We start from the raw sequence: 22,927 nt of genomic DNA on the forward strand, positions 1-22,927 counted from the left end.
AACACACCCTGCATTGAATACAGCATATTTCATTGCCGCTAAAATAGCCCGGAACAAACAATCGACCTTTTCATCGTTCATCATCCGTCTTGCGACTGCTGCTACTATACTGAGTGTAGCAGTTATGATCATGGCAGTGGCTATCGTGCAGGGATTCAAGACTACGATCCGGGATAAGATGTTTATCTTCTGGGGACATGCGCAGGTGGCACTTTTCGACCCTAATCCCAGTGCACAGGTTGCCAGTAAGCCCTTCCGTAAAGATCCTGCACTCTTACAACAGATCCGCAGCCACAAAGGTATCCAGGCGGTATATCCTTATATTGTAAAGCCTGGAATCATTAAAGCGAATAACAGCCTGGAAGGTATAAAACTAAAAGGCGTAGAAGCTAATTATCCGCTGAAAAGCAATACGGCGATCGGCTTCTCCGGAAGGCCGATACAGTTTCCGGATTCCGGTTATGCACAGGAGATCATCCTCTCTCAATCTACAATGGACCGGCTCAGGTTGAAGATCGGCGGCACAGTGCTGGTTGTATTCTTTGATCCGGAATCGGAAGTCCCCCCCGTACGTAAACTGACGGTGGTGGGCACGTACCATACGGGAATGGAGGAAATAGACAAGAGCTTTGGCATATGCGACATTCGCCTGCTGAGAAGGGTAAGTAACTGGGCGGCTGATGACATCAGTGCGATACAGATAAACATGACCGATTACAGAACGGCGCAACAGACCGGTGAGGATATTTACCAATCCTATCTGCAACCACCGATGTCTGTATCTACGATCAAAGATATCTATCCGTTTATCTTTTCCTGGCTTGACTTTCAGAATGTAAATACCCGTATTATCCTGATCATTATGGGCCTTGTTGCCGCTATCAATATGGCTACCGCATTGCTTATTTTTATACTGGAGCGTACGCACATGATTGGTGTGCTGAAAGCGCTGGGTATGCCTAATGCAGCCATACAACGGACTTTTAGTTACCATGCTGCCCGCATTGCGCTAAAAGGGGTTTTATGGGGCACCTTGCTGGGTGTCGGCTTATGCCTGCTCCAGCAATACACACACCTGATACAACTCAACGAAAATACCTATTATATGAAGGCCGCCCCTATAGAACTGAAATGGTGGTATGTGGTACTGATTGACCTGGGAACGCTGATTTTCTGCACCCTGATCATGATATTGCCCAGCCTGATTGTAAGAAAAGTAAATATTGTACAAGCCCTAAGATTCCGCTAATATCATGTCACAAAAGGAAATCTATATACGGGACCAGTCCCTGCTGGACCAGTTGCCGGTGTTCTACCAGCCCTGGTGGCTGGATGCGGTGAGTACCCGCTGGGATGTGATTATTATTTATAAAGACGAAAAAGCAGTCCTGGTATGGCCCTATACGCTTGAGAAAAAGTGGATGCTGCAACTGATCCGCACGCCAAGGCTTACTTCAAACCTGGGACCTTATTTCCTGGACAACCCGGTGGATAATACGCTACTGGAGCAGGCTTATCGCCTGTTGCCCAAAGCAGGCTATCATATATTGACGCCACCATTTTCGAAAGATCTGAGTGTTTTTTTTGAGGGGAAAGGATATACTGCTTTTCACAAACGCACTTACCTTATCGATCTGAAACCAGAGCTGGCTGAAATATCGGCTGCGGTGGATAAGAAGCGCATGAAGCTGATTCAGAAAGCAGAAAAAGAACTTTTGGTTGTCGCAACACAACTCAACGTACCTTTGTTCAACCAATGGCTTTCCGGCACATTTGCACGGCAGGGCAATAAATATGCGCTGACGCCCGAATTGATTGCAGCTGTCGACCAAGCGGCACGTCAACACCATGCCTGTCTGTGTCTTGAAGTGAGGGATGCAAGCGGGAATATATTGGGTATACAATGGTTCCTCTACGACCGGACCAGCATGTATTATATGCTGAGCGCCATCAACCCGGAGCTGAAGCACCCATCTGCAGCGGCTTTGCTGTTATGGAAGGCGATCTGTACAGCCAAGGAACTGGGACTGGAATATTTTGATTTTGAGGGAAGCAGTATTCCCGGAATCGAATTTTTCTTTAAATCATTCGGAGGACTGCGCGTAGACTATCCAGTATACAGCCGCACGAGGTCTATGATCTGGAAGTGGAAACAAAAAATATTAGGTTAACAAATTATACATTTATGAGCAAGCAAAAGAAACTGGGATTGTCGGATCTGGGTGGACTGGTTTTCTCGACCAACCCGGAGGCGATGCAATCCGAACCGGAAGAACATATTGATACGCTGGAGCCCGCACAACAAAAGCTACGTGTGCTCCTGGATAAAAAACAAAGAGCCGGTAAGGTTGTAACACTGGTGGAAGGTTTTGCCGGTAATGAAGATGATTTTCAGGCACTGGCCAAAAAACTAAAGACCAAATGTGGTACCGGGGGCAGTGCTAAAGACTGGGTGATACTGATTCAGGGCGATTATAAGCAAAAGATTGCGCAATGGCTGCTCGAATGGGGTTATACAAAAACTAAAACGGTATAAAATTATGGATATAGAATCCATCAGATCATTTTGCCTGAGCCAGGAAAATGTAACGGAAAGCTTCCCTTTCGGAGAAGAAACGTTGGTGTTTAAAGCCAATGAAAAGATATTTCTGCTGCTGGCACTGGATGAACAGCCGGCACGCATCAATGTAAAATGCGATCCGGATCGGGCCATTGAGCTCAGGGAATCCTGCAGTTCTGTGCTGCCCGGATACCATATGAACAAGAAGCACTGGAACACCATAATAATGGATGGAGCACTGGATAATGCCGCTGTAAAGAGCGAAATTCTCCACTCTTATCACCTGGTTACGGCCAAAAAATCAAAACCAAAAAAATCTTAATGCATGACCATATTGCATTAGGACCGGTTTACAGGAAATTATTTTAAAAAAATATTGTTAGTAGAAAATATTATCATACCTTTGCCATCCGAAATTTGAATATTATGCCAAAAGTTAAAACACATTCACGGGCTAAAAAGACTTTTAAAATCACTGGTACCGGCAAAATCCGCCGTTTCAAAGCATACAAAAGTCACCTTTTAACAAAAAAATCAACTAAGCGTAAACGTCACTTACGTGGTAGCACTGAGATTCACTCTGCTAACCTGCCACTGGTTAAGAGAATGTTGAACTTACGTTAAGCCCATTTTTCCCTCTGTAAAAGAGGTATGTTATTAAATTACATTATTTAAAACAGCATTTTAATTTTATAAATTATGCCACGTTCAGTAAATGCAGTTGCATCACGTGCAAGAAGAAAAAGAATCCTAAAACAGGCGAAAGGATTCTACGGTAAGCGTAAAAACGTTTATACCGTTGCCAAAAACGTATTAGAGAAAGGTTTAGGCTACAAATATGTAGGTCGTAAACTGAAAAAGCGCAGCTATCGCGGCTTGTGGATCGCACGTATCAACGCTGCCGTTCGTGAAGAAGGTCTGAGCTATTCCGTTTTCATGCATAAATTAAATGAAAAAGGAATCAACCTGAACAGAAAAGTTTTGGCTGACTTAGCTATGAATCAACCAGAAAGCTTTAAAAGCTTAGTAGCTGAGGTTAAATAAATAATTCTTGTATGGCGAGCTGTTGTAAAATAGTTCGTACATACTGTTTGATGTTCATCAATAAATATAATTTAAAATGGAAGCAGCAATTGCATTTATCCACGAACAATTAACTACAAAGAAAGAAGTTCCTGCATTCAAAGCTGGTGACAATATCACAGTTAATTATAAAATCATTGAAGGTACTAAAGAGCGTATCCAATCGTTCAAAGGTGACGTAATCAAACGTCAGGGTACTGGTGCTACGGCAACATTCACTGTTCGTAAAATCTCTGACGGTGTTGGTGTTGAGCGTTTATTCCCTATCTTATCTCCAAACATCGAGTCTATCGTTGTTAACAAAAGAGGTCGCGTACGTCGTGCGAAACTGTACTACCAACGTGAGCGTTTCGGTAAAGCAGCACGTATCAAAGAAAAACGTATGGCTGTTGTTGCCAAAAAATAATTATACCGCTTCCAAGCGTGTTTATAAAAAACCGGATTCTGTACAGAGTCCGGTTTTTTATTTTGCATAACAGCAAACCAACCGGGCAAAACCTCCTGTCTTTGAAGGTAATATCGATATCCTTCATGAGCCCTAAACCATTCTATCTCAGATTATTATTGCTGTGCTGCTCCTTTATTGCCCCTGCTGCAACAAACCTATTCGCCCAGGGTGAGGACAATATATGGATCTTCGGAGACCATCACGGACTTGACTTTAACTCCGGCGCACCGGTAATCATCAATAATACACCTTTGGCAGCCTCAGAATCGGCAGCATCTGTCAGTGATGAGAATGGCAACCTGCTCTTCTACTCCAACAGTGAGTCGGTATGGAACCGTAATGGCAATGTTATGCCTAATGGTACCGGCATCATTGGCTATACCTGGGGAGGTTCTACCACCCAGGGTACCGGTATTGTACAATCTATCGCCAATCCCGACCAGTATTACCTCTTTGCGATGGAAGACATGTCTTACCAGCAATATAACAACGGCACTCCTACCCTGCGCTACAGCGTCATAGATATGAGCCTGAACGGTGGATTGGGAGATGTAATGCCGGGTCAGAAAAACATCCTGCTGGAAACACATATATCCGAGCAGATGGCCATCCTTCCCCTGGATAACTGTGAGGGTTACTGGTTGGTTGTACGCAACTATAGTACTCAAGAATATAAAGCTTATAAAATTGATGCGACCGGTATTCACCCGCCGGTAGCCAGTCCGCATGACCCTGCCATGGGTGTACATCCTACACAGGGACCGCAGAGCAACGGAGGGGAAATGAAATTTAATCCGGACGGTACAGTCATCGCTTGGCTGAATTTTTATACGCCGCTTATGGAGATGGGTACATTTGACCGGAATACAGGATTGATCAGCAACCGCATCACCATCAATACAACCTGGTGGGGACCCGGTACCGGAAACTGTGGTCTGGCATTCTCTCCCGACGGCACTAAACTCTATCTGCCCGGCGGGTCGTATTATGTGAGGCAATATGATGCTACCCTTTACCCTAATGCGGCGGCCATTGAGGCCTCTAAGACAGAACTGATTCCGAATGGAGGCAGTAACCGGAAATTCATGGGTACACGCCTGGGGCCTGATGGTAAGATTTATATCAGTACCACCTCCCTGAACTTTGCAGACCATACCATGACGGTGATTAATAACCCGAATGCTGCTGGTGCAGCCTGTAATATTGTACCGGATGCCTTTGTTATGCCCTATCATAACAGCTATTCCAATGTTCCGGGCATGAAGGCCGCGGTGCGCAAGAAAACAACCAGCTACTATGTACATAACGCAAATACCTGCACGCCATTGACCATCAGCTCAGGGGTTAGTGCGGACAGCTATACCTGGAGTACGGGTGCCACTACAGCATCTATTACCACCGGTATGCAGGGCACTTACTGGGTAAGAAGCATGTCTCCCTGCACAGTACGAATTGACACCTTCCATATTACCAGGCTGAATGATGCAGCGGCCAATATCCTGGGTGAGGATAAAGCGATCTGCCCGGGTACTAATCTCACCCTGAATGCCGGTACTGCGGGTGCGAGCTATCTATGGCAGGATGGGAGCACACAGGCTACTTATGTGGTGAGCCAAGCCGGACAGTATATTGTACAGATTACGAAAAACGGTTGTACGATTTCTGATACAGTGAATATCTATAACGGCTCAGACTACCTGAGTGTACTGAAGTCCGACACCACGATCTGTGAGCATACCAGTGTAAGTATCCCGGTAGAAACTTCCGTTTCTGAATACCAATGGGATAATGGTGTATTATCTGCACCATTGACCGTATCTGCTGCAGGAACCTATATCGTTACGGCCAATTCGCCCTGCGGAATATTAAAAGACACGATAACCGTAAAAACAATAGACTGTGCCTGTGTTCCGGTGCTGCCCAATGCCTTTACGCCAAATGGTGACGGACGCAATGATCTGTTTGAAGCAAAGGCAAGATGCGCCGTAAAACTGGTGCAAATGACGGTTTATAACCGGTACGGACAAAGAATATTTGAGAGTAATGGTATCAAAGGCTGGGACGGAAATTTCAAAGGCAAAAAAGTGGAAACAGGTGTATACTGTTATTACCTGACCTACACAGACCAATTAGGAAAAACGGCAACACTTAAGGGCGATGTAACATTACTTCGTTAAAACCAAACATACTTTTCTGCATCTTATCGAACCTCATTTACGGCCAAACACTTGCATTTCATCCGAATAAAAAGTAAATTCACGCGTTAAAACAATTCAATTACTTACCTTAAATAACAGCAAGATGAAGTTTAATTTTTACCCCTCCATCAGTGGACGACCCTGGTACGCTCCACTATTGTTACTAATGGTGTCGCTCGGCCTTGCCGGACGATCCAGTGCTCAGGCTCCGTACTGTACCATTACCTATGCAAACCAATGTACTACATGGGGCGTTAACCAGGTTACCATTGGTACATTTACCCACAGTCCTGCATGTAACAGCACTACGAAATACCAGGATTACACCACACAGAACATACCTATAACTGCTGGTGTGGCGACCAATGTAAGCCTTTCTTCATTAGGTTACTGCGGTGTAGGACTTGCAGTCGATTTCAATAATGACAATGATTTTGAAGATGCAGGAGAGCTGCTCTTTACCCCAAACTATGATGCCAGTGCAAGTACTATTGCGTACACGGGCAGCATTACCATTCCGCCTTCAGTAGCAGCCGGTAACTACCGTTTACGTATCTGGGGCAGAGGTGGTAACTCTGGTGGTCCTAATAACGGACTTGTACCTTGCGGTACCGGTTATGGTTATGGCCGGTACATGGATTATAAACTTGTTGTGACTAATGCCGCTACCTGTTTACCTCCATCAAACATTGCATCGGTACCTACATCAAACTCTGCTGCCATCAGCTGGACTGCTTCTACATCTAGCCCTGCAAACTACAGATGGTTAGTGGTAGCAGATGGTGCGAATCCTAATACTGCGCCTGCAGTAGCAACCGGTACAACTACCGGTACGAGTGTAAATGCTACAGGTCTGGCTTCTTCAACTCCTTACGATGCATATGTAAAATCTTTATGTTCTGCATCCGACAGTAGTGCATGGAACCTGGTAAATGACTTTACTACCTTATGTGGTGGTAACCCTGGCGTTGGTGTGGCTTCCTCTTCTGTAGCTACCGTTTGTCCAACGATCAGCTTTAATCTGATCCTGACCGGTATTACAGCTGCCCCTGGTATCACATACAAATGGCAATCTGCTGCAGCTGTAGCAGGTCCGTTTGCTGATATTGCAGGTGGTACAACCACAACTTTTGCGACCACACAATCTGCAGCAACATACTACAGATGTATTGTAAAATGTACGGGCACCGGTGACTCTACGATCTCTAATGTGATCAATGTGGCCTTAACGGCTCCATCAAGCTGTTATTGTATACCAACCTCTACCACTCCTGCTTCGTACTATATTTCCAGCTTCTCTACTACAGGAGGAACTACCAATATTACGAACAATGGTACGGGTAGTGCTTCTTACAATGACTACAGTGCAACGATGTCTGCTTCTGCTCCACTGGGCGGTACAGTAAACTTCTCTCTGACAACCAGCAGCAGTCTGAGTAGTCGTGCGATTTATATCGACTGGAATAAAGATGGTGCCTTTGATGAGGTAACAGAAAAAGTATATTCCGGTATCTACTCTGCGGTAGCTACAGCTACCGTTACCGGCTCCTTTATGGTGCCTTGGTCCGCAACAGTAGGTGCGACCCGTATGCGTGTAAGAAATACTTATTATGGCAATACGATGAACTCTTGTGGTAACATCCAATATGGTGAAGCCGAAGACTATACCTTCAATGTATTGTCTGTAAGCGGTGTTTGCGTAAACCCGATCAACCTGACAACAAGTGGTATTACTTTTACAGGAGCAACGGTAAACTATGCTGCGCCTCCGGTAGGTAATACACCGACAAGCTATATCTATGAACTGCGACTGGATGGTACTGCTCCGGGTTCGGGTGCTACCGGTCTGGCAGCAAACGGTACTACCGCTGCATTCAGTGTGCCATTTACCAACTTATACCAGGGTACGCAATATAGCTTCTATGCACGTACTTTCTGTAGCGTGGGTGACACCAGCAGCTGGACGTCTGTCTCCTTTACTACGTTGACCGATACCCTTACTCCGGTATCTCTGAATGGACTGGCATTTGACGTCATTGCCAATGGTATTGGTAATGCCTCAGCTTCTACCAACAATGATGTGGATGGTGCAGGTTATGCCCTGGTGTCTGCCGATTTCCAGGCAACATCCAGCAGTGCCTTCCCTACCCAGTCTATTCCTGTAAGCCGCATTATCCAGAATACATTCAGAAAATACAGACTGAACCCTTATTCTGCCAATAACTCTCTGCGCCTGACCGGTACCAACAGTGGTACGGTACGCTTCCTGGCTCCGAAAAGAGCGAATAAAGTGTATGTAATGGGTGTAAGCGGAAGTGGTGCGTCTACGCATACTGCAACCGTTTACTTCAATGATGGTACAACACAGACAGCTACTCAAGGTTACCCTGACTGGTTTGCCAGCGGCAACAACGTAGCCTCTACTGTTGGCCGTATTACTATCAGCTCTAATGCTTTAGGTACCGGTGGTCCTTACCTGCATGATTCTGCAATTACCATCCTTACAGCTAACCGCAATAAGCAAATTGACAGTATCTCTTTTGCGCACAGCGGAACCGGTGTAATGAACATACTTGCGGTGAGCGTGGTACCGAATACCAAACAAACATGTCCTCTGCCAGGTATGCCAACAGCCAGCAACGTAACCTGTGCCGGTGGTACCCTGACCTGGACGGGCAACGGAACCAATACAAACTACCAGGTGAGCTATGGCCCTGCAGGTTATTATGCCAATAATGGTACTATAGTACCGATTACGGGTAGTACCGGCGTGAATACTTACGTATTCCCTTATATGGGCCCTAACGTAAACTATCAGCTGTATGTACGTACGAACTGTGGCAGTGGTTCTTTCTCTGACTGGGTTGGACCTGTTGATGTAGCGATCCCGAATATCCAGATCACACCAACATTCACTTTACCACAAACATTATGTAGCGGTGCTACAGCGCCTACGCTGCCTACCACTTCTACCAATAACATTACCGGTACATGGAACCCGTCTACTGTAAGTAATACTACAAGCGGTACTTATGTATTTACTCCGGCTCCTAACCAATGTGCGGTTAACGTAACGCAGAATATTACGGTAAGCGGCCTGATCACTCCGACCTTTACTGCAGTAGCGCCTCTGTGTAATGGTACTACAGCACCTTTATTACCAACGACGTCAAACAATGGTATTACCGGTGTATGGGTTCCATCTACGATCAGTAACACCGCAAGTGGCAGCTATACCTTTACGCCAACCAGTGGTGCTTCCTGTAACACTACTGCGACAATGAGTGTAACGGTATTACCGACCTCTCAGCATACGGAAACACTGGAGATCTGTTCTGAAGAACTGCCCTATACATGGAACGGTCAGTCCGTTGCTACCGGCGGACAAGGTATTGCGACTTACGTAACTCCATCTGCTAATGGTTGTGACAGTACGGTAACACTGAACCTGAATGTAACGGCCAGCAGTGATCCAAGTATTTTCATTACCAGAAATCCGAGCGGCACTATTTACTCTGGTGTGACGACAACCTTTACCGCACTGGTAACAGACGGTGGTAGTAACCCACTGGTTAAATGGCGCAAAAACGGCATCGATATTCCTGGTGCTACTGCAGCAACCTGGAGCGGTGTAGCCGGTACAGATTTCTACCACGGAGATGAGATCTCTGCTTATGCAAGTAATTTCAACTTCTGTGCGGCAAATCAGACCGTATACAGTAATGCTTTAATGATGTCTATCAACCCGAACGGCATTAAAAATGTACCGAATCGTCCGGGCTTCAAAATGTATCCTAACCCTGCTCAGACTTTAATCAATATTGAAGGTCTGATCAAAGGTGATCATTACAGATTATATGATGCCCTGGGCAGAATGCTGGCTGAAGGAGAAACCGATGGCAGCAAAACACTGCAGATCGACCTGAGTGCATTTGCTCAAGGTATGTATATCATCAAGTTCAACAATAACAATGGCCAGGTATGGCAACAAAAAGTACAGAAACTGTAAGGTTTTGACTACTTAAATAAGAAAAGGGCTGTCTTTCGACAGCCCTTTTTAATTACTCAATACTCCACTCATAAAGTCTCTTCTTCCGGCCTATCTTCTGTTGCCGTTATTACGATTATCGTTTGTTCTCACAGATTGCTGTGTGTTACCACGTGTTGTACCGGGATTGGTTCTTACCGTATTATTATTACTATTATTACGGTTCTGATAACCCTGACCTTGTCTGTTGTTTCCAGCCTGACCATTATTTCCTTTCCATTGGTTATGGTTAGGGTGTCCGGCACTCTGATAATATTTATATTCTTTACTGTTACGAATCACAACTTGTGTATGATCGGTTTTGTAACGGGCATATTGTCTGATGTGACTGGCATTGTATTGGTACGGTCTTGGATTGTTGACTACAACCTTATAAGTACGGTACAGATCTATACCACGGTATCTTGAAGGGACATTATTACTGTATATCCAGGCATTATTTGTCAGAACAATAAACTGTCCTCTGATCACATCATAGTAGCAATTCAGCTCCGGTAGGTAATAAAAATCCACATGATCGTAACCAGTTGGACCCCATCCCGGCTGATTTCCAATATTTACTTGTAATTTTGCCTGTGCCTGTGTTGTTGTTGTACCGATCAGACTAAAAGCAATCGCCAATATCATCATTACCTTTTTCATAATCTCAAATTTTATTGTTCTAAATAAATGTTTGGTATTTTGACTGCATCTGAAGGATTCGTTTAATCAACGTAATCCTCCGGAGGCCTTTTGTCGGTAAACAGGTTGAATATTGCGGTATTCACTATTATCACAGTTTAAAACAAGATTATGTTTCGTCGATTATTGGAAAGTGTGCTGTTTCCTCATAAAAAAATAAATAAAACCAGACTCAACAATGCCATTAATGGCAAAACCATTGTTGTGACCGGGGCCAGTTTTGGCATCGGTTCTGAACTCTGTTTACTGCTCTCGCATTATAATGTGCACCTAGTCCTTGTTGCCCGTACCAGATCTGTGATGGAGGAACTGGCGCAAAAGATTGAAGCCAACGGATCTACTGCAGCCATTATTGCCGCAGACCTGTATGATGACGAACAGATAGAACAGTCCATCAACCAGTTATTGCAACTGGAAAGAATTGACTACTTTATTTCCAATGCGGGCAAATCTATTATGCGTTCCCTGGCAAGGTCTTTAGATCGCTACCATGATATTACCCGTACCAATACCCTTAATTATCTGACTCCGGCCAGGATGATCCTCGCCCTCACCCCCCTGCTGGCCAAAAGCAAGGGAACGGTGATCAATGTATCCTCTATGATTGTTTTGTTGTTACCGGCACCGATGTGGTGTGCCTACCAGGCATCTAAAACAGCTTTTGACAACTGGTTCAGGGGTAACTGGGCAGAATGGAAGCATATGGGCATTACGGCTAAGAGCATTTATTACCCGCTGGTTAAAACCAGGATGATCGCTCCGAACCCAAAGTATGCTAATGCACTGGCAATGGAAGCCGATCAGGCTGCTATCCGTATATGCAGGCTTATATACCGCAACAAACCTGCACAAAAACCGTGGTGGGGTGTAGCGCCGCAAGCGGCCAGCTTTTTTGGGAAACGCCTGTGGAATAAGTATAGCTATGTCAAGGTATCCTCGAAGGGATAAATATGCAGCTGCGCCAGAAAATCAAAAAAGCATATACCCTGCTCCGTTCTGTATCCAGGCACGGGCACAACCTCATCAGTCTGCTCGACAGTGTACGACACACCAGGGCTGAAGATGCTTTTATTGATGACGATGAGCAGAAAATCAGCTACCAGGTGCTGTATACACAAGCATTACAAACTGCATACATACTATATCATCAATATCATATTAAGGGCGGCCAAAGAGTACTCCTTGCCTGCCCTAACGGTATTCCTTTTCTGACAATGCTCTTCGCGCTGTCCGCCCTGGGTTGCGACATCGTACTTGCGGGTGCAGAACTAACCGAAACGACACTTAAATCCCGGCTTGCAGGACAAACATATGATGCTGTATTGCTTACAGGAACGTATGCCTCTTCGCTACCTTTCAGGGCAATTGACCTGGCCGAAGTCATAAACAATATACCTGTCACGACTCCCCGATATGCTGCGGCAGGACAAACGAGTCACCTTACCGTACTGAGCAGCGGTTCTCAGGGCCTTCCACGTCCTTATACAAGAGCAACAATGGCATGGCGTTATTATCGCCCGTTTCGTGATATATATACACAACTGCAATTGCAGCAGTACCGCAGCACTTATATCGCTATTCCCTTCTCGCATGGTTATGGTCTGGCCGCGGTGTTATTATCTATTTTCTTAGAAAAGCGTATTTATTGCCATCCGGCTTATGGCTCCGGTCATCTGCATGCCGCATCGGAACGGGAGTCTATTGACTGCTGGATTGTCGTGCCCTCTATGATTCCGGCATTATACCGGCATAAAGAACAATTACTGCGTGGTACACAGGCGATCATTTCGGGGGGAGATCAGCTGGAAAGTACCTGGGCCAAACAAATCCTGCACGATACGGATGTACAACTTTATAACCTGTACGGTACCTCCCAGACGGGTATTTGCGCTATTGCCACAACAGAAATGCTCCGTCATAATCCCGGTACACTGGGCAAACCTATAAAAGGCCTCCGGTACACATTTGTCCATTGTCCGGAACAGGAGGGCAAAGAATTATGGGTAAAATGTACCTGGTCTGCCGGACAACCTGGACAGGAATTTATCGGCACGGGAGATATCATATCGGTTGATGAGGCGGGCTATTGGCTTTATAAAGGCCGGAAAGATCAGATGCAGGTTATTGGCGGATTAAATGTATATCCGGAAGCGATTGCACAGCAGATCAGGAAATTCAGCGCTGTCAAAACAGTGCATGTATTCATTCAGAAAGATGCAGTGCTGAGAAGTCATATCCATGCAAGTATCACCGTGCATCCCGGATTTGATCATGATCTCTTTAAACAATACCTGGCCGATGTGCTCCCCGAATACAACATTCAGACACATATTACCGACTAATCTTTAAGGGATCCGGGCATCAAAAAAGGTTGTATTGCTACAACCCTACTGTACTCTTGCCATTTTATAATTCCACCGCTCATTGCCAACATATTCGCTGGCTCTCAGATAGTTAGAGGTAATGCTACCGATATTCCATACATAGTTTGTATTCAGTCTTCCATCATCCAGGTTAAACCGCAATACATAATTTGTGCTGGTACTGGTTACGCCGTCTTCATCATAGTAATAATCTGTATACTCATTTATTCTCCAGTAACCTGTCAGTCGCTCACCGGTATTGCTGTTGATTGCTGAAATGGTATAATCCCTTTTGAAATCATACGTCCAACCCTCATAATTACGGGTAATGTTTACCGATTGCTGCAGGAAGCCGCTTTTGTGTGTAACCTTTTCAAAGGTCCATTGACCCATTATTTTCTTGTCATAGCTCATAAAGGTATACTTGGTACAAGAGCTTAGACCGGTGATGAGGCCTGCTACTACCAGTAGCAAGGCAAGGGTTCTGGTAAAATGCTTATTCATAAAATTCAGGGTTTAAAGGGATTATAGTGCATAGATACCAAAACAAGCAACAGGTTTAATGCCCTGTTAAAAAAACCGGGTTGAGCACCCATTTCCGGATCAGATCCTAGTGTTCTCTTTGATGATTTCTGCATTTTCTATAAATTGTGTTTAAAACCCCAACCTATGCTCACCACCATTCACCCCAAGCTACCGATGCGGGATAAGGCCGCAACAAAAGATTATTACATCAATAAGTTAGGTTTCAGGAATTGCGGTAGTGCAGACTATGATGGCTATTTAATGGTAGAAAAGGACAATATTGAACTCCATTTTTTTGAGTTCGCAGCACTGGACCCTACAGAAAACTACGGGCAGGTATATATCCGCACAAACGATATCGAAGACTTATATCAATCCTTACTGGACCATGAAGTAGCCATTCATCCTAATGGTCCCTTACAGACAAAACCCTGGGGACAAAAAGAATTTTCATTGCTCGACCCGGACAATAATCTCCTGACTTTCGGGCAAAGTGGAGCGGAGTAAGCAAATATTGGCACTATTTAAGTTACGTGAAAAGAAAATACAGCGATCTTAAAGATCAAAACTGAAAATGAAAGTTAACTTCGACATAATAAACAATTATACCCTTTCAATAGAGGGTAAACATTTAGACCTTCAAAACAATTTTAACTTCGTCGGCTTTGAATATAATATTAGAGACAGAGTAGTCAAACTACTTTGGGAAAAAACTATCGCAGACTGGGTGAATCCTAATGAATATTCAGATATAGTCCTGATACATAAAGGAGTAAACTTTCTACGCGTTATTGAGCAGGATGACCAAAGCAACTACGAAGATGATAGTTGTTTAGGAGAGATTAGCTTTTTCCCTTCAGCCTTAAGAGCAGTCAACGATAGTATTATCCCACAATCAAAGCCAAATGATGGAGACGACATTCTATACTTCTTTGAAAATGGGCAATTAATCAGAATCCACTGTACACAGATTGTTCTAGAAATTAACCCTCCATTGTAAAACATTTCCCATTCACCCTATCGGCCTAAATCCTACATTTGTAGCATGGTACATACATTAAACTGTGGTGGCCGCTTGCTTACACTGGATCAGCCGCTCGTTATGGGCATCCTGAATGCGACACCGGACTCTTTTTTCACCAAAGGAAAAAATAATTCTGTCGGTGGATTGCTGGATCAGGCTGCGGCTATGCTACAGGCAGGAGCATCCATCCTGGATATAGGCGGCGTAAGTACGCGTCCAAAGGCAGATCCGGTGAGTGAACAGGAAGAACTTGATCGTGTGGTCCCGGTTATAGAAGCCATACATAAGGCTTTTCCGGAAGCTGTTTTGTCGGTCGATACGTATCGTGCTGCGGTAGCCCGTGAGGCGGTGGCGAAGGGTGCGGGTATCGTAAACGATATCAGCGGCGGTACGATGGACGAAGCCATGTTTCAAACCATTGGGGATTTAAAGGTGTCTTATATATTGACACATATCCAGGGCACGCCGAGTAATATGCAACAGCATCCGGAGTATGATAATGTGCTTACTGCTGTTATGGATTTCTTTACAGAGCGTATCACTACCCTGGAGCAATATGGCGTTAAAGACATTGTACTTGATGTGGGATTCGGTTTTGGCAAGACCCTGAAACACAATTATACCCTGCTGAAGCATATGGAAGCATTCCGTATACTGAACAAACCGGTGCTTATGGGTGTCTCGAGAAAGTCGATGGTATATAAAGCGCTGGATACAGATACAGAACATGCCCTGAATGGCACAAGTGTTTTACATGCATGGGGATTGGCGAATGGTGCGGATATTTTGCGGGTACATGATGTGCAGGAAGCGGCAGAAGTCGTTAAATTATACCATCATTTACAGCAATCTTAAATAAACGATACATTTTTTATAAATTAATTTTATATTTGAGAACTTAAAAACTAATAATCATGAATATCAGAATTGCTCTTATCGCCTTGTCACTGACCCTGGGCGGTTATACACAAAGCATAGCACAACAAAATAATACTGCTGCAACAGCTACTGTGAGTAAATCTTCATTCACTGCTAATATCACTGCTTACGAGCAGGCAAACGGCGCAAACAGTGATGCTGCTTTAAAAACATTGCAAAGCCAGATGCGTACCGCAATTTCTGCAGCAAAAAGCGAGCTGAGCCAGGGACCAAACGCTACAGTAGAGGCCAAAATGCAGAGCCGTATAAACAAGTATAATACAGTAGTACAAAAGGCAAAAGCGAATGACAAAAGCGGTGCTATCACTGCCCTGAGAGCCTTTGCAGATACTCTGTAAAAATTATTTTACAAAACAGTTGTAGATTGAATCTATTTCTATTAATTTTGCGTGGAATTATTTAGAAATTTATAACATAATGGATCAGAACCATAACACAAATAAAGAAGAGCTTTTAGATAACGATTTGGATATTCAATTAGATAAGCCAAACACGTCCAGATTCTTCTTCGTATTAGGCTTTCTTGGGTTTTTCATTTTCGCATGGTCAGGTTGTTACAACCTGTACAAGCATAAATTTGTAAATCAGAAAGACAACGTTCCTGTTAACGAAAGTTCTTTATACGAGCCTAAGTATAAATAAGACCCATTGTGATCGTTTGTGAATCCAGCACTGCAGTAGTCATTCTTAGCTACAATAGTATAGCGTGGCACAAACTGTTTTTACCTAAAATTATTGAACAGTCGGCATCAGGTTATGATGTCATAGTTGTAGATCATGCTTCACCGGACAATACGTCTGAATTTATTCAGCACGAATTTCCTTCGGTGAAGCTGATTCGTTTAACAGAGAATCATGGCTTTGCATGGGGATATGCCCAGGCCCTGAAGCAAATTCAGGCCGAATATTATGTCCTGCTCAGCTCTGACTTTGAAGTTACAGACAACTGGTTCCCCCCATTGTTGCAGGCCATGCAGCAATACCCTTCCCTGGCTGCCTGCCAGCCGAAAATCCGCTTCTGGAAAGATCGTCCCTACTTTGAATACGCCGGTGCAGCCGGTGGGTTCATGGATAAATGGGGTTATATGTTCTGCCGCGGACGTATTTTCAGCACATTGGAGCAGGATCACCATCAGTATGACAATGACATCGAGGTATTCTGGGCCAGTGGCGGTTGCCTGATGGTCAATGCACAGAAATACCATGAAGTAGGCGGTCTGGATGCAGATCTATATGCCCATATGGAGGAGATTGACCTCTGCTGGAGGCTGAAAAATGCCGGTTACCGGATCGGTGCTATCGGCGGTTCAACCGTATTCCATGTCGGAGGCAGCATTATCTCTTATGGCAGCCCGCAAAAAACCTATTACAATTTCCGCAACAACCTTGTCTTACTCCTGAAAAACGAAAAGGCTTCCCGCCTCTTCTGGCTCATTCCGCTCCGCCTGGTGCTGGACGGAGTAGCCTGTCTGCCGTTTTTATTAAAAGGAGATGTTAAAAATATCTGGGCTGTAGCCAAGGCACATTTCCATTTTTACGGCAGCTTCGGCAAGTGGTTCAAAAAGCGGAAAGCCGCACAACAATTGATAAAAAACCGGAATACAACCGGTATCCATCCCCACAGTATTGTGGCACAATATTTTATAAAAGGGCTCAAAACTTTTGATAAAATTAACGCCGATACGACAACATTAAGTTAACAAATTATTATGTGCTCTCAAAAATATTACTATCTTTGAGGCTATTTTTCAGAAAAAACAAACATGAATATAGTTTTTTTATTGGCTTTGGCGTATATGTTAGGTTCTATACCTACTGCAGTTTGGGTAAGTCAAAAGTTTTTTGGAATCGATATCAGAGAACACGGCAGTGGTAATGCAGGTGCAACCAATACCTTTAGGGTATTAGGTAAAAACGCCGGTATTGCAGTAATGCTGGTAGACATGCTGAAAGGGTTTGTGGCTGTAAAGCTGGCTTATCTTTCCATGTACTCTCATAACGATATGAGTAATGCATTTACAAATCTGCAGGTAGCCTTAGGCCTCCTGGCGGTTATAGGCCACGTATTCCCCCTGTTTGCGGGATTTAAAGGCGGTAAAGGTATTGCCACCCTGTTTGGTATGATCCTGGGTATACAATGGATTGTAGCGGTTTGTCTGGTTATTGTATTTATAATCATGCTTATCCTGACCAAATATGTGTCTTTAAGCTCTATTACAGCCAGCGTAGCTTTTCCCCTTTTATTATTATTTATCTTCAAGGGTCAGGAACCATCATATATGCTGTTCGCTGTGGCCACTGCCCTGCTGGTAGTGCTGACACACCATAAGAATATACAACGATTACTCACCGGTAATGAGAGTAAAGTGAAGGTCAAGCTAAAGAAGAGGAGAAACCGGGAAAAATAAAAGAAATTATAAAAACGCTGCTGTCCTACAACAACAGCGTTTTTTTTAACGTTATAATTTTTGCAAAACCTATGTCTTCCAGTAGATTTGTAACTCCTTATAAAATAAATATTAATGCAATATAAAAAGTTGATCACTGCTGCCATGCTCTTAGCGGTAAGCCCCACAAGCCATGGGCAGTTGCTCAAAAATATACTTAGTACCAATAAAAGCGCAGCTCCGAACAATGAGCCCCTCATACAGGCATTGCGCAATGATGTTTCAGAACTATCTCAGGATAAATATACCGGTAGGCTTATAGGCACGCCCGGATACAATAACGTAACAGCACATATCGAAAAGCGCATGAGTGAGATCGGTCTTACCCGTTATGGTACCATCGGTTATAAATCAGTGTTCAAATATGTAACTGGCCGTAGTGCGACAGTCGAGTCCCGTTTCCTGGTCAACAATAAGAATGTAGTGATCAATACAGATGTGTTACCACTTCCTTTCTGTGCCAATGATGATAATAACTCCTATATTATTCCAGGTACTATTGCCAATTATACTGCCTGGCTGACCCCATTGTTCGATCTGCCTGGTAATCATGAGTTTAATGAAAAAAGCATTCAGCCGCTCATCAAAAAGATCATGAATGCACAGGATCGCGGTGCTACTGCATTATACCTTTATGACGATTCCAACAACGGTATCGACCTGAAGACTATAAAGAGCTATTCCAATCTGCCCATCAACCGGGAGATTACGATTCCGGTATGGATCATATCCAAGTCTGCTTACAATGACTATTTTAAAGGTGTAGACTACTTTACACCGGTATTCAGCAGCCCGAAATTCAGAAATGACTTTAAAGAAGGTTATAATATAGCCGGCACCATCAATAATAATGCAGCCAGCACTATTGTGATCATGGCTGATTATGACCAGTTATATGCCGGTAACAAAGGCGAGGTACTGAACGGGGCCAATGATAATGCCAGTGGTGTAGCAACCTTACTGCAGTTGGCCAGCTTGCTGAAAGCGCCGGAATACAAACAATACAATTATGCATTTGTGGCCTTCTCCGGCAGTCAGATGGGTACCTTAGGCGCACAATCGTTCCTGAATATCCCCAACATTAAATCAAAGATTGCTTATGCCATCGACATTACCGCTGTAGGTAAACTGAATGAAAGAAGCGAGATTTATATCAACGGAGCTGGAACTGCTGCTACCTTTGCCCCGGCCATTAAAGGGATTTCTGCAGAGTACAATCCTAAAGTAGGTGAAGATTACCCGCATACAGCATCTTATACCAAATTCATAGAAGAGCAGATCCCGACCTTATCATTCTCTACCGGTTACAACCAGCAGTTTATTGCAGAGACCGACAAGGTTAGCGGTATCAACTTTGCCGGCATGGCAACGGTAACCCGTTATATCATGAGCGTCATTGGTTCGGTAAATAAAACAGGGGCCCCTTCCTACAGCAGTCAGACTATTGCTGTAACCGACAAGGACCTCTCTGTTGAAAAAGCTGTTGTGGCTTCGGAGCCTGCAACCAAAGCTCCGGTGCGTCCGGTGCAGAAACCGGCTGCCACTACCCCGCCTGTTGCCAGTGCCAAGAAACCAGCCAAGAAACCTTCTGGTCCGAAAAACAATGCTCCTATTACTGATCCTAATTACAGAGGTGCCAAGTCTATTGTAAAGGACGTCCTGGGGCTGGGTATTAACGAACTGGATGCCCGTGAAGGAGGCGCTTATATATACAGTATAGATACTCCGGGCAAGGGGTCCGAACTGGGCTTTAAAGAGGGTGATGTAGTATTGCAGATCGGTAGCATACCGGTATTTAATGCCAAAAGCTATCTTATAACCATACAGAAATTCAAATCCGGAGAAAGAACTTATTTCAAAGTAAAAAAATCAGACGGCCAGACGGCCATGATCAATGTTGATTTCTAAAGAACATTTTTCCTATAAAAGAATGGCGCGCCATTCTTTTATAGGAAAATACAATTAACTGAGTGTCCGCTTAAAGGAAACAAAGATTTGCCTTTTTCCTCGCGTTGATTTCTATGGCTACCTTTTGCCTTGATGCAAAAGGTACCGCCAAAAAATCAAGGCTGTATAAATCCCTGGCTAAAAATCAATGTGTCGGCCGGTCGCAAACCAGAACGCTACGCTCAGACAGTGGTTTACGACTTTATCGGCCGAGCCAATGATTTTATGAACGCCGGATTTATAAGGCCTTTCGAGCGATCTGTTCTGTACGGATCGCTTATTGTTTTCATCACAGCGATAGCCATTTTGGTTGGAGCTGCGATCGTTGAGCACCGAACGGATCACATGTTAAGCTCAAACGATCAATGCACACAACGGTACAAAATGGCGGTGCCCCGCAATCGCCTTGATGAAAACAAAGGCATTTTTGGTCCTTTTGTTGCCGGACAAAAGGACGAATAAAATAGTTACCTAAACGCGGATAGTCAGTTACAATTATATAAAGCGACAATACCCTGCCTTATAAAAGGCCAGTAATACAGCGGTACACACCACCACTCCTTCTATACTGCCTACGTAAATATCGGTAAAGAAATGCTGCCCCAGGTACATACGGGAATAAGCGACCAACAACGCTGCTACGCATAGCAAAATGGCCTTTAATACAGACAGGCTGCGGGACAGTAATGACAATAGAAAAGCAAAGGCAAAGGCGCCTGCCGTATGGCCAGAAGGAAAGGAATGGGCCCGATGCAATACCTCTCCGTTAATGTAATGAAACCATGGCTCGTCTCCATACAAGGCAACCGGACGTGCATGTGCAAATGCAAATTTCATAGCCTGATTAATCAACAAAGAGCCGATCTGTGTACTAATAACCAGCAAGAGAAAATAACGATTACGGTAACGATACCAGAACAAAGCAAGTAATACCGGTATAATCACCACTGCGGTACCAATGGCGGTATAGAATCTAAAGAAAATATCGCCAAGGTGAAAATGATGCGTATGTACCCATTTAAACAGGGGAAGATTGCCGTATGTCAGCAATAGTATACCACCCAGCACGACCCAGGCCAGAAAGCAAAGAATGAAGGTATACACTCCCTTTTTACTGCAGGCAAATGCGCTGTCGGGGGCTACCGGAAGTAAGTCGAACATTTATTTAAGCTGTGCTTGTTCCTTAACAAATATACCTTTGATTTTGCGCCAAAGGTTGATATACGCTTCTTTCTTAAATACAGGTGAGTCATTACGCGCCTGTACCAGGATAATGATCGCAATAGGCATCAGGCATACCGTAGCCAGCCACATACCTTCCAGGGCAGGCATTTTGCCCTGCTTCGCCAGTTTCTCTCCTGTAGAGGACAGGATAAAGTACACTACGAAAAACAGGATAGATATAACCATCGGCAATCCCAGGCCTCCTTTACGGATAATAGCGCCCATCGGCGCACCGATCAGGAACAGTACCAGGCAGGCAAAAGCATAAGTAAACTTTTTATGCCATTGCATATTATACTGGTTCAGTTTGGTATAGTTGATTTCGTTATTAGTTGCATTGATAGACAGGTAGCGCTGTATACTCTGTGCATTATTGACCACCTTTCCGGAAATGTCGTTGCGCTGCTCCCGGTCAAACAGGCTGATGAGGTCTTTGCTGTACACAGGCTTATCGGCCTTCATGGCCGCATTTATTTTTGCATCCAGGTCTTTCAGGTCGCCGTCTTTCTTGTACAGGCTTATATAATAGCCGGTGCTTTTCTTCAGTTCACGGAGGTCCTTTCCTATCAGTTTATATGTACTGTCCACACTCTTGTTCAGCATGGCAATATCCTGCATTTCTTCACTGCTTTTAAACAGGTCTTCGCGGGTACGCGAGAAGCCGAAGCTGGATACATCTATTACTTTATTCCATTTTTTGAAGAACATTCGCTGCTGTTCATACTGCCCTTCGCTGTCCTTTTTAAATTCATAACGCCAGCCATTGTTCAGTTCAAATACCAGGAAGCGCTTATCATTGCTCAGGTACATTTTACCTTTCTCCGCAGCAACCACATTATTATTACCACCGCCCTTGCTGTGATCATAGATCAGCACATCTGAGATGGTACTACCATCTTCGCTTTTACTGCCTATACGGATCACAAAATTGCCCAGCCCGCGGTTAAACACCCCTGGCTTAATACTCATGGTAGGCTTTTTGTTGCGCATATCATACAGCAGGGAATAGGCCTTAAGGTTAGCTTTAGGGATGATGTAGTTACTGAATAGAAACATACCTATAACCACACCTATAATAAATAAAGTAAGCGGTCGCAGAAAACGGAACAGGGAGATACCGGAAGACTTAATCGCTACCAGCTCATAGTTTTCACCGAGGGCACCGAATGTCATGATAGAAGCCAGCAGGATACCCAGTGGCATGGCCATAGGCACCAGTGTAGCAGACATATAGATCATGAGCTCCAGGATCAGCTGTAAGGACAGGCCTTTGCCGATAAGATCATCCATGTACAGCCAGAAAAACTGCATCAGGAATACAAACAGCACAATGAAAAAAGTGACCACATATGGCCCCATAAAGCTTTTCAGAATGAGTTTATCCAGTTTTTTGATCCCCAGGTTCATAAATTATTATCTGTCAGAATAGATGTGCAAATA

23 protein-coding genes are annotated in these 22,927 nt (G+C 44.2%); 19 read left to right on the forward strand and 4 right to left on the reverse strand.

Translation table 11 applies throughout. The features are described from left to right. Positions 1 to 13 precede the first annotated feature (13 nt). From FTD44_RS01885 to FTD44_RS01925, 9 genes are all read left to right on the forward strand, one after another. Entirely contained in the window at positions 14 to 1,249 is a 1,236-nt protein-coding gene (locus FTD44_RS01885) for an ABC transporter permease (RefSeq protein WP_222164909.1), read from the forward strand. Positions 1,250 to 1,253: 4 nt separating this feature from the next. Beyond that, positions 1,254 to 2,171 carry a GNAT family N-acetyltransferase gene (locus FTD44_RS01890; RefSeq protein ID WP_222164910.1) on the forward strand — a complete coding sequence of 306 codons (918 nt, stop codon included), beginning with the start codon at positions 1,254 to 1,256 and terminating at the stop codon, positions 2,169 to 2,171. Positions 2,172 to 2,185: 14 nt separating this feature from the next. Further along, a complete protein-coding gene (locus FTD44_RS01895; RefSeq protein WP_222164911.1) occupies positions 2,186 to 2,536 on the forward strand; it encodes a translation initiation factor in 351 nt (116 codons plus the stop codon). A gap of 4 nt (positions 2,537 to 2,540) precedes the next feature. Continuing rightward, the gene (locus FTD44_RS01900; RefSeq protein WP_222164912.1) at positions 2,541 to 2,882 is read left to right on the forward strand and encodes an MmcQ/YjbR family DNA-binding protein; all 342 of its coding nucleotides are present in this window, start codon (positions 2,541 to 2,543) and stop codon (positions 2,880 to 2,882) included. A gap of 104 nt (positions 2,883 to 2,986) precedes the next feature. Further along, positions 2,987 to 3,184, forward strand: a complete 198-nt coding sequence (gene rpmI, locus FTD44_RS01905) for a 50S ribosomal protein L35 (protein WP_129020928.1) — start codon at positions 2,987 to 2,989, stop codon at positions 3,182 to 3,184. Positions 3,185 to 3,259: 75 nt separating this feature from the next. Next, positions 3,260 to 3,604: a 50S ribosomal protein L20 gene (gene rplT / locus FTD44_RS01910; RefSeq protein WP_129020927.1), complete on the forward strand. Its 345-nt coding sequence runs from the start codon at positions 3,260 to 3,262 to the stop codon at positions 3,602 to 3,604. A gap of 76 nt (positions 3,605 to 3,680) precedes the next feature. Continuing rightward, complete coding sequence (gene rplS, locus FTD44_RS01915) at positions 3,681 to 4,049, forward strand: 50S ribosomal protein L19 (RefSeq protein WP_129020926.1); 369 nt, start codon at positions 3,681 to 3,683, stop codon at positions 4,047 to 4,049. A 101-nt stretch (positions 4,050 to 4,150) separates the two neighbouring features. After that, a complete protein-coding gene (locus FTD44_RS01920; protein ID WP_222164913.1) occupies positions 4,151 to 6,268 on the forward strand; it encodes a gliding motility-associated C-terminal domain-containing protein in 2,118 nt (705 codons plus the stop codon). A gap of 124 nt (positions 6,269 to 6,392) precedes the next feature. Further along, positions 6,393 to 10,298: a GEVED domain-containing protein gene (locus tag FTD44_RS01925; protein ID WP_222164914.1), complete on the forward strand. Its 3,906-nt coding sequence runs from the start codon at positions 6,393 to 6,395 to the stop codon at positions 10,296 to 10,298. A gap of 90 nt (positions 10,299 to 10,388) precedes the next feature. Here FTD44_RS01925 and FTD44_RS01930 read toward each other — a convergent pair whose 3' ends face one another. Next, entirely contained in the window at positions 10,389 to 10,979 is a 591-nt protein-coding gene (locus FTD44_RS01930) for a hypothetical protein (RefSeq protein WP_222164915.1), read from the reverse strand. A 150-nt stretch (positions 10,980 to 11,129) separates the two neighbouring features. Between FTD44_RS01930 and FTD44_RS01935 the strand changes: the two genes are divergently transcribed. Together FTD44_RS01935 and FTD44_RS01940 are read left to right on the forward strand one after the other, a co-directional pair. Continuing rightward, positions 11,130 to 11,966: an SDR family NAD(P)-dependent oxidoreductase gene (locus FTD44_RS01935; protein WP_222164916.1), complete on the forward strand. Its 837-nt coding sequence runs from the start codon at positions 11,130 to 11,132 to the stop codon at positions 11,964 to 11,966. Positions 11,967 to 11,968: 2 nt separating this feature from the next. Next, on the forward strand, positions 11,969 to 13,360 hold the full coding sequence (locus tag FTD44_RS01940; protein ID WP_222164917.1) for an AMP-binding protein: 1,392 nt from the start codon (positions 11,969 to 11,971) through the stop codon (positions 13,358 to 13,360). A 45-nt stretch (positions 13,361 to 13,405) separates the two neighbouring features. Here FTD44_RS01940 and FTD44_RS01945 read toward each other — a convergent pair whose 3' ends face one another. Beyond that, complete coding sequence (locus FTD44_RS01945) at positions 13,406 to 13,885, reverse strand: hypothetical protein (RefSeq protein WP_222164918.1); 480 nt, start codon at positions 13,883 to 13,885, stop codon at positions 13,406 to 13,408. Positions 13,886 to 14,050: 165 nt separating this feature from the next. Here FTD44_RS01945 and FTD44_RS01950 point away from each other — a divergent pair, with 165 nt between their 5' ends. The 8 genes from FTD44_RS01950 to FTD44_RS01985 all read left to right on the forward strand — a co-directional run bounded on the left by FTD44_RS01950 (position 14,051) and on the right by FTD44_RS01985 (position 20,725). Beyond that, positions 14,051 to 14,413 carry a bleomycin resistance protein gene (locus tag FTD44_RS01950; protein ID WP_222164919.1) on the forward strand — a complete coding sequence of 121 codons (363 nt, stop codon included), beginning with the start codon at positions 14,051 to 14,053 and terminating at the stop codon, positions 14,411 to 14,413. Between the two features lie 67 nt (positions 14,414 to 14,480). Further along, complete coding sequence (locus tag FTD44_RS01955) at positions 14,481 to 14,906, forward strand: hypothetical protein (protein WP_222164920.1); 426 nt, start codon at positions 14,481 to 14,483, stop codon at positions 14,904 to 14,906. A gap of 45 nt (positions 14,907 to 14,951) precedes the next feature. Then, a complete protein-coding gene (gene folP / locus FTD44_RS01960; RefSeq protein WP_222164921.1) occupies positions 14,952 to 15,785 on the forward strand; it encodes a dihydropteroate synthase in 834 nt (277 codons plus the stop codon). Positions 15,786 to 15,844: 59 nt separating this feature from the next. Continuing rightward, positions 15,845 to 16,207: a hypothetical protein gene (locus tag FTD44_RS01965; RefSeq protein WP_222164922.1), complete on the forward strand. Its 363-nt coding sequence runs from the start codon at positions 15,845 to 15,847 to the stop codon at positions 16,205 to 16,207. Positions 16,208 to 16,519: 312 nt separating this feature from the next. Next, positions 16,520 to 17,569: a glycosyltransferase family 2 protein gene (locus FTD44_RS01970; protein WP_222164923.1), complete on the forward strand. Its 1,050-nt coding sequence runs from the start codon at positions 16,520 to 16,522 to the stop codon at positions 17,567 to 17,569. Between the two features lie 63 nt (positions 17,570 to 17,632). Beyond that, positions 17,633 to 18,277 carry a glycerol-3-phosphate 1-O-acyltransferase PlsY gene (plsY, locus tag FTD44_RS01975; RefSeq protein ID WP_129020915.1) on the forward strand — a complete coding sequence of 215 codons (645 nt, stop codon included), beginning with the start codon at positions 17,633 to 17,635 and terminating at the stop codon, positions 18,275 to 18,277. A gap of 114 nt (positions 18,278 to 18,391) precedes the next feature. Next, complete coding sequence (locus FTD44_RS01980) at positions 18,392 to 20,224, forward strand: M28 family peptidase (RefSeq protein WP_222164924.1); 1,833 nt, start codon at positions 18,392 to 18,394, stop codon at positions 20,222 to 20,224. Between the two features lie 132 nt (positions 20,225 to 20,356). After that, positions 20,357 to 20,725, forward strand: coding sequence for a hypothetical protein (locus FTD44_RS01985; protein WP_222164925.1), 369 nt, complete (start codon positions 20,357 to 20,359; stop codon positions 20,723 to 20,725). Positions 20,726 to 20,758: 33 nt separating this feature from the next. Here the strand turns inward: FTD44_RS01985 and FTD44_RS01990 are convergent, their stop codons facing one another. Together FTD44_RS01990 and FTD44_RS01995 are read right to left on the reverse strand one after the other, a co-directional pair. Continuing rightward, positions 20,759 to 21,424, reverse strand: a complete 666-nt coding sequence (locus tag FTD44_RS01990; protein ID WP_222164926.1) for a phosphatase PAP2 family protein — start codon at positions 21,422 to 21,424, stop codon at positions 20,759 to 20,761. Then, complete coding sequence (locus FTD44_RS01995) at positions 21,425 to 22,894, reverse strand: LptF/LptG family permease (RefSeq protein ID WP_222164927.1); 1,470 nt, start codon at positions 22,892 to 22,894, stop codon at positions 21,425 to 21,427. Positions 22,895 to 22,927 lie beyond the last annotated feature (33 nt).

Source organism: Edaphocola aurantiacus (assembly GCF_019797745.1).
GTDB classification, from domain to species: Bacteria; Bacteroidota; Bacteroidia; order Chitinophagales; family Chitinophagaceae; genus Edaphocola; species Edaphocola aurantiacus.

Bases quoted from the DNA above. Each gene is read 5' to 3' on its own strand.
- rplT (WP_129020927.1), top strand. From the start codon at position 3,260: ATGCCACGTTCAGTAAATGCAGTTGCATCACGTGCAAGAAGAAAAAGA.
- rplS (WP_129020926.1), top strand. From the start codon at position 3,681: ATGGAAGCAGCAATTGCATTTATCCACGAACAATTAACTACAAAGAAA.
- FTD44_RS01930 (WP_222164915.1), bottom strand. From the start codon at position 10,979: ATGAAAAAGGTAATGATGATATTGGCGATTGCTTTTAGTCTGATCGGT.
- FTD44_RS01955 (WP_222164920.1), top strand. From the start codon at position 14,481: ATGAAAGTTAACTTCGACATAATAAACAATTATACCCTTTCAATAGAG.
- FTD44_RS01925 (WP_222164914.1), top strand. From the start codon at position 6,393: ATGAAGTTTAATTTTTACCCCTCCATCAGTGGACGACCCTGGTACGCT.
- FTD44_RS01890 (WP_222164910.1), top strand. From the start codon at position 1,254: ATGTCACAAAAGGAAATCTATATACGGGACCAGTCCCTGCTGGACCAG.
- FTD44_RS01945 (WP_222164918.1), bottom strand. From the start codon at position 13,885: ATGAATAAGCATTTTACCAGAACCCTTGCCTTGCTACTGGTAGTAGCA.
- FTD44_RS01900 (WP_222164912.1), top strand. From the start codon at position 2,541: ATGGATATAGAATCCATCAGATCATTTTGCCTGAGCCAGGAAAATGTA.
- FTD44_RS01950 (WP_222164919.1), top strand. From the start codon at position 14,051: ATGCTCACCACCATTCACCCCAAGCTACCGATGCGGGATAAGGCCGCA.
- FTD44_RS01980 (WP_222164924.1), top strand. From the start codon at position 18,392: ATGCAATATAAAAAGTTGATCACTGCTGCCATGCTCTTAGCGGTAAGC.
- plsY (WP_129020915.1), top strand. From the start codon at position 17,633: ATGAATATAGTTTTTTTATTGGCTTTGGCGTATATGTTAGGTTCTATA.
- FTD44_RS01935 (WP_222164916.1), top strand. From the start codon at position 11,130: ATGTTTCGTCGATTATTGGAAAGTGTGCTGTTTCCTCATAAAAAAATA.
- FTD44_RS01985 (WP_222164925.1), top strand. From the start codon at position 20,357: ATGCAAAAGGTACCGCCAAAAAATCAAGGCTGTATAAATCCCTGGCTA.
- FTD44_RS01895 (WP_222164911.1), top strand. From the start codon at position 2,186: ATGAGCAAGCAAAAGAAACTGGGATTGTCGGATCTGGGTGGACTGGTT.
- FTD44_RS01990 (WP_222164926.1), bottom strand. From the start codon at position 21,424: ATGTTCGACTTACTTCCGGTAGCCCCCGACAGCGCATTTGCCTGCAGT.
- rpmI (WP_129020928.1), top strand. From the start codon at position 2,987: ATGCCAAAAGTTAAAACACATTCACGGGCTAAAAAGACTTTTAAAATC.
- folP (WP_222164921.1), top strand. From the start codon at position 14,952: ATGGTACATACATTAAACTGTGGTGGCCGCTTGCTTACACTGGATCAG.
- FTD44_RS01995 (WP_222164927.1), bottom strand. From the start codon at position 22,894: ATGAACCTGGGGATCAAAAAACTGGATAAACTCATTCTGAAAAGCTTT.
- FTD44_RS01965 (WP_222164922.1), top strand. From the start codon at position 15,845: ATGAATATCAGAATTGCTCTTATCGCCTTGTCACTGACCCTGGGCGGT.
- FTD44_RS01940 (WP_222164917.1), top strand. From the start codon at position 11,969: ATGCAGCTGCGCCAGAAAATCAAAAAAGCATATACCCTGCTCCGTTCT.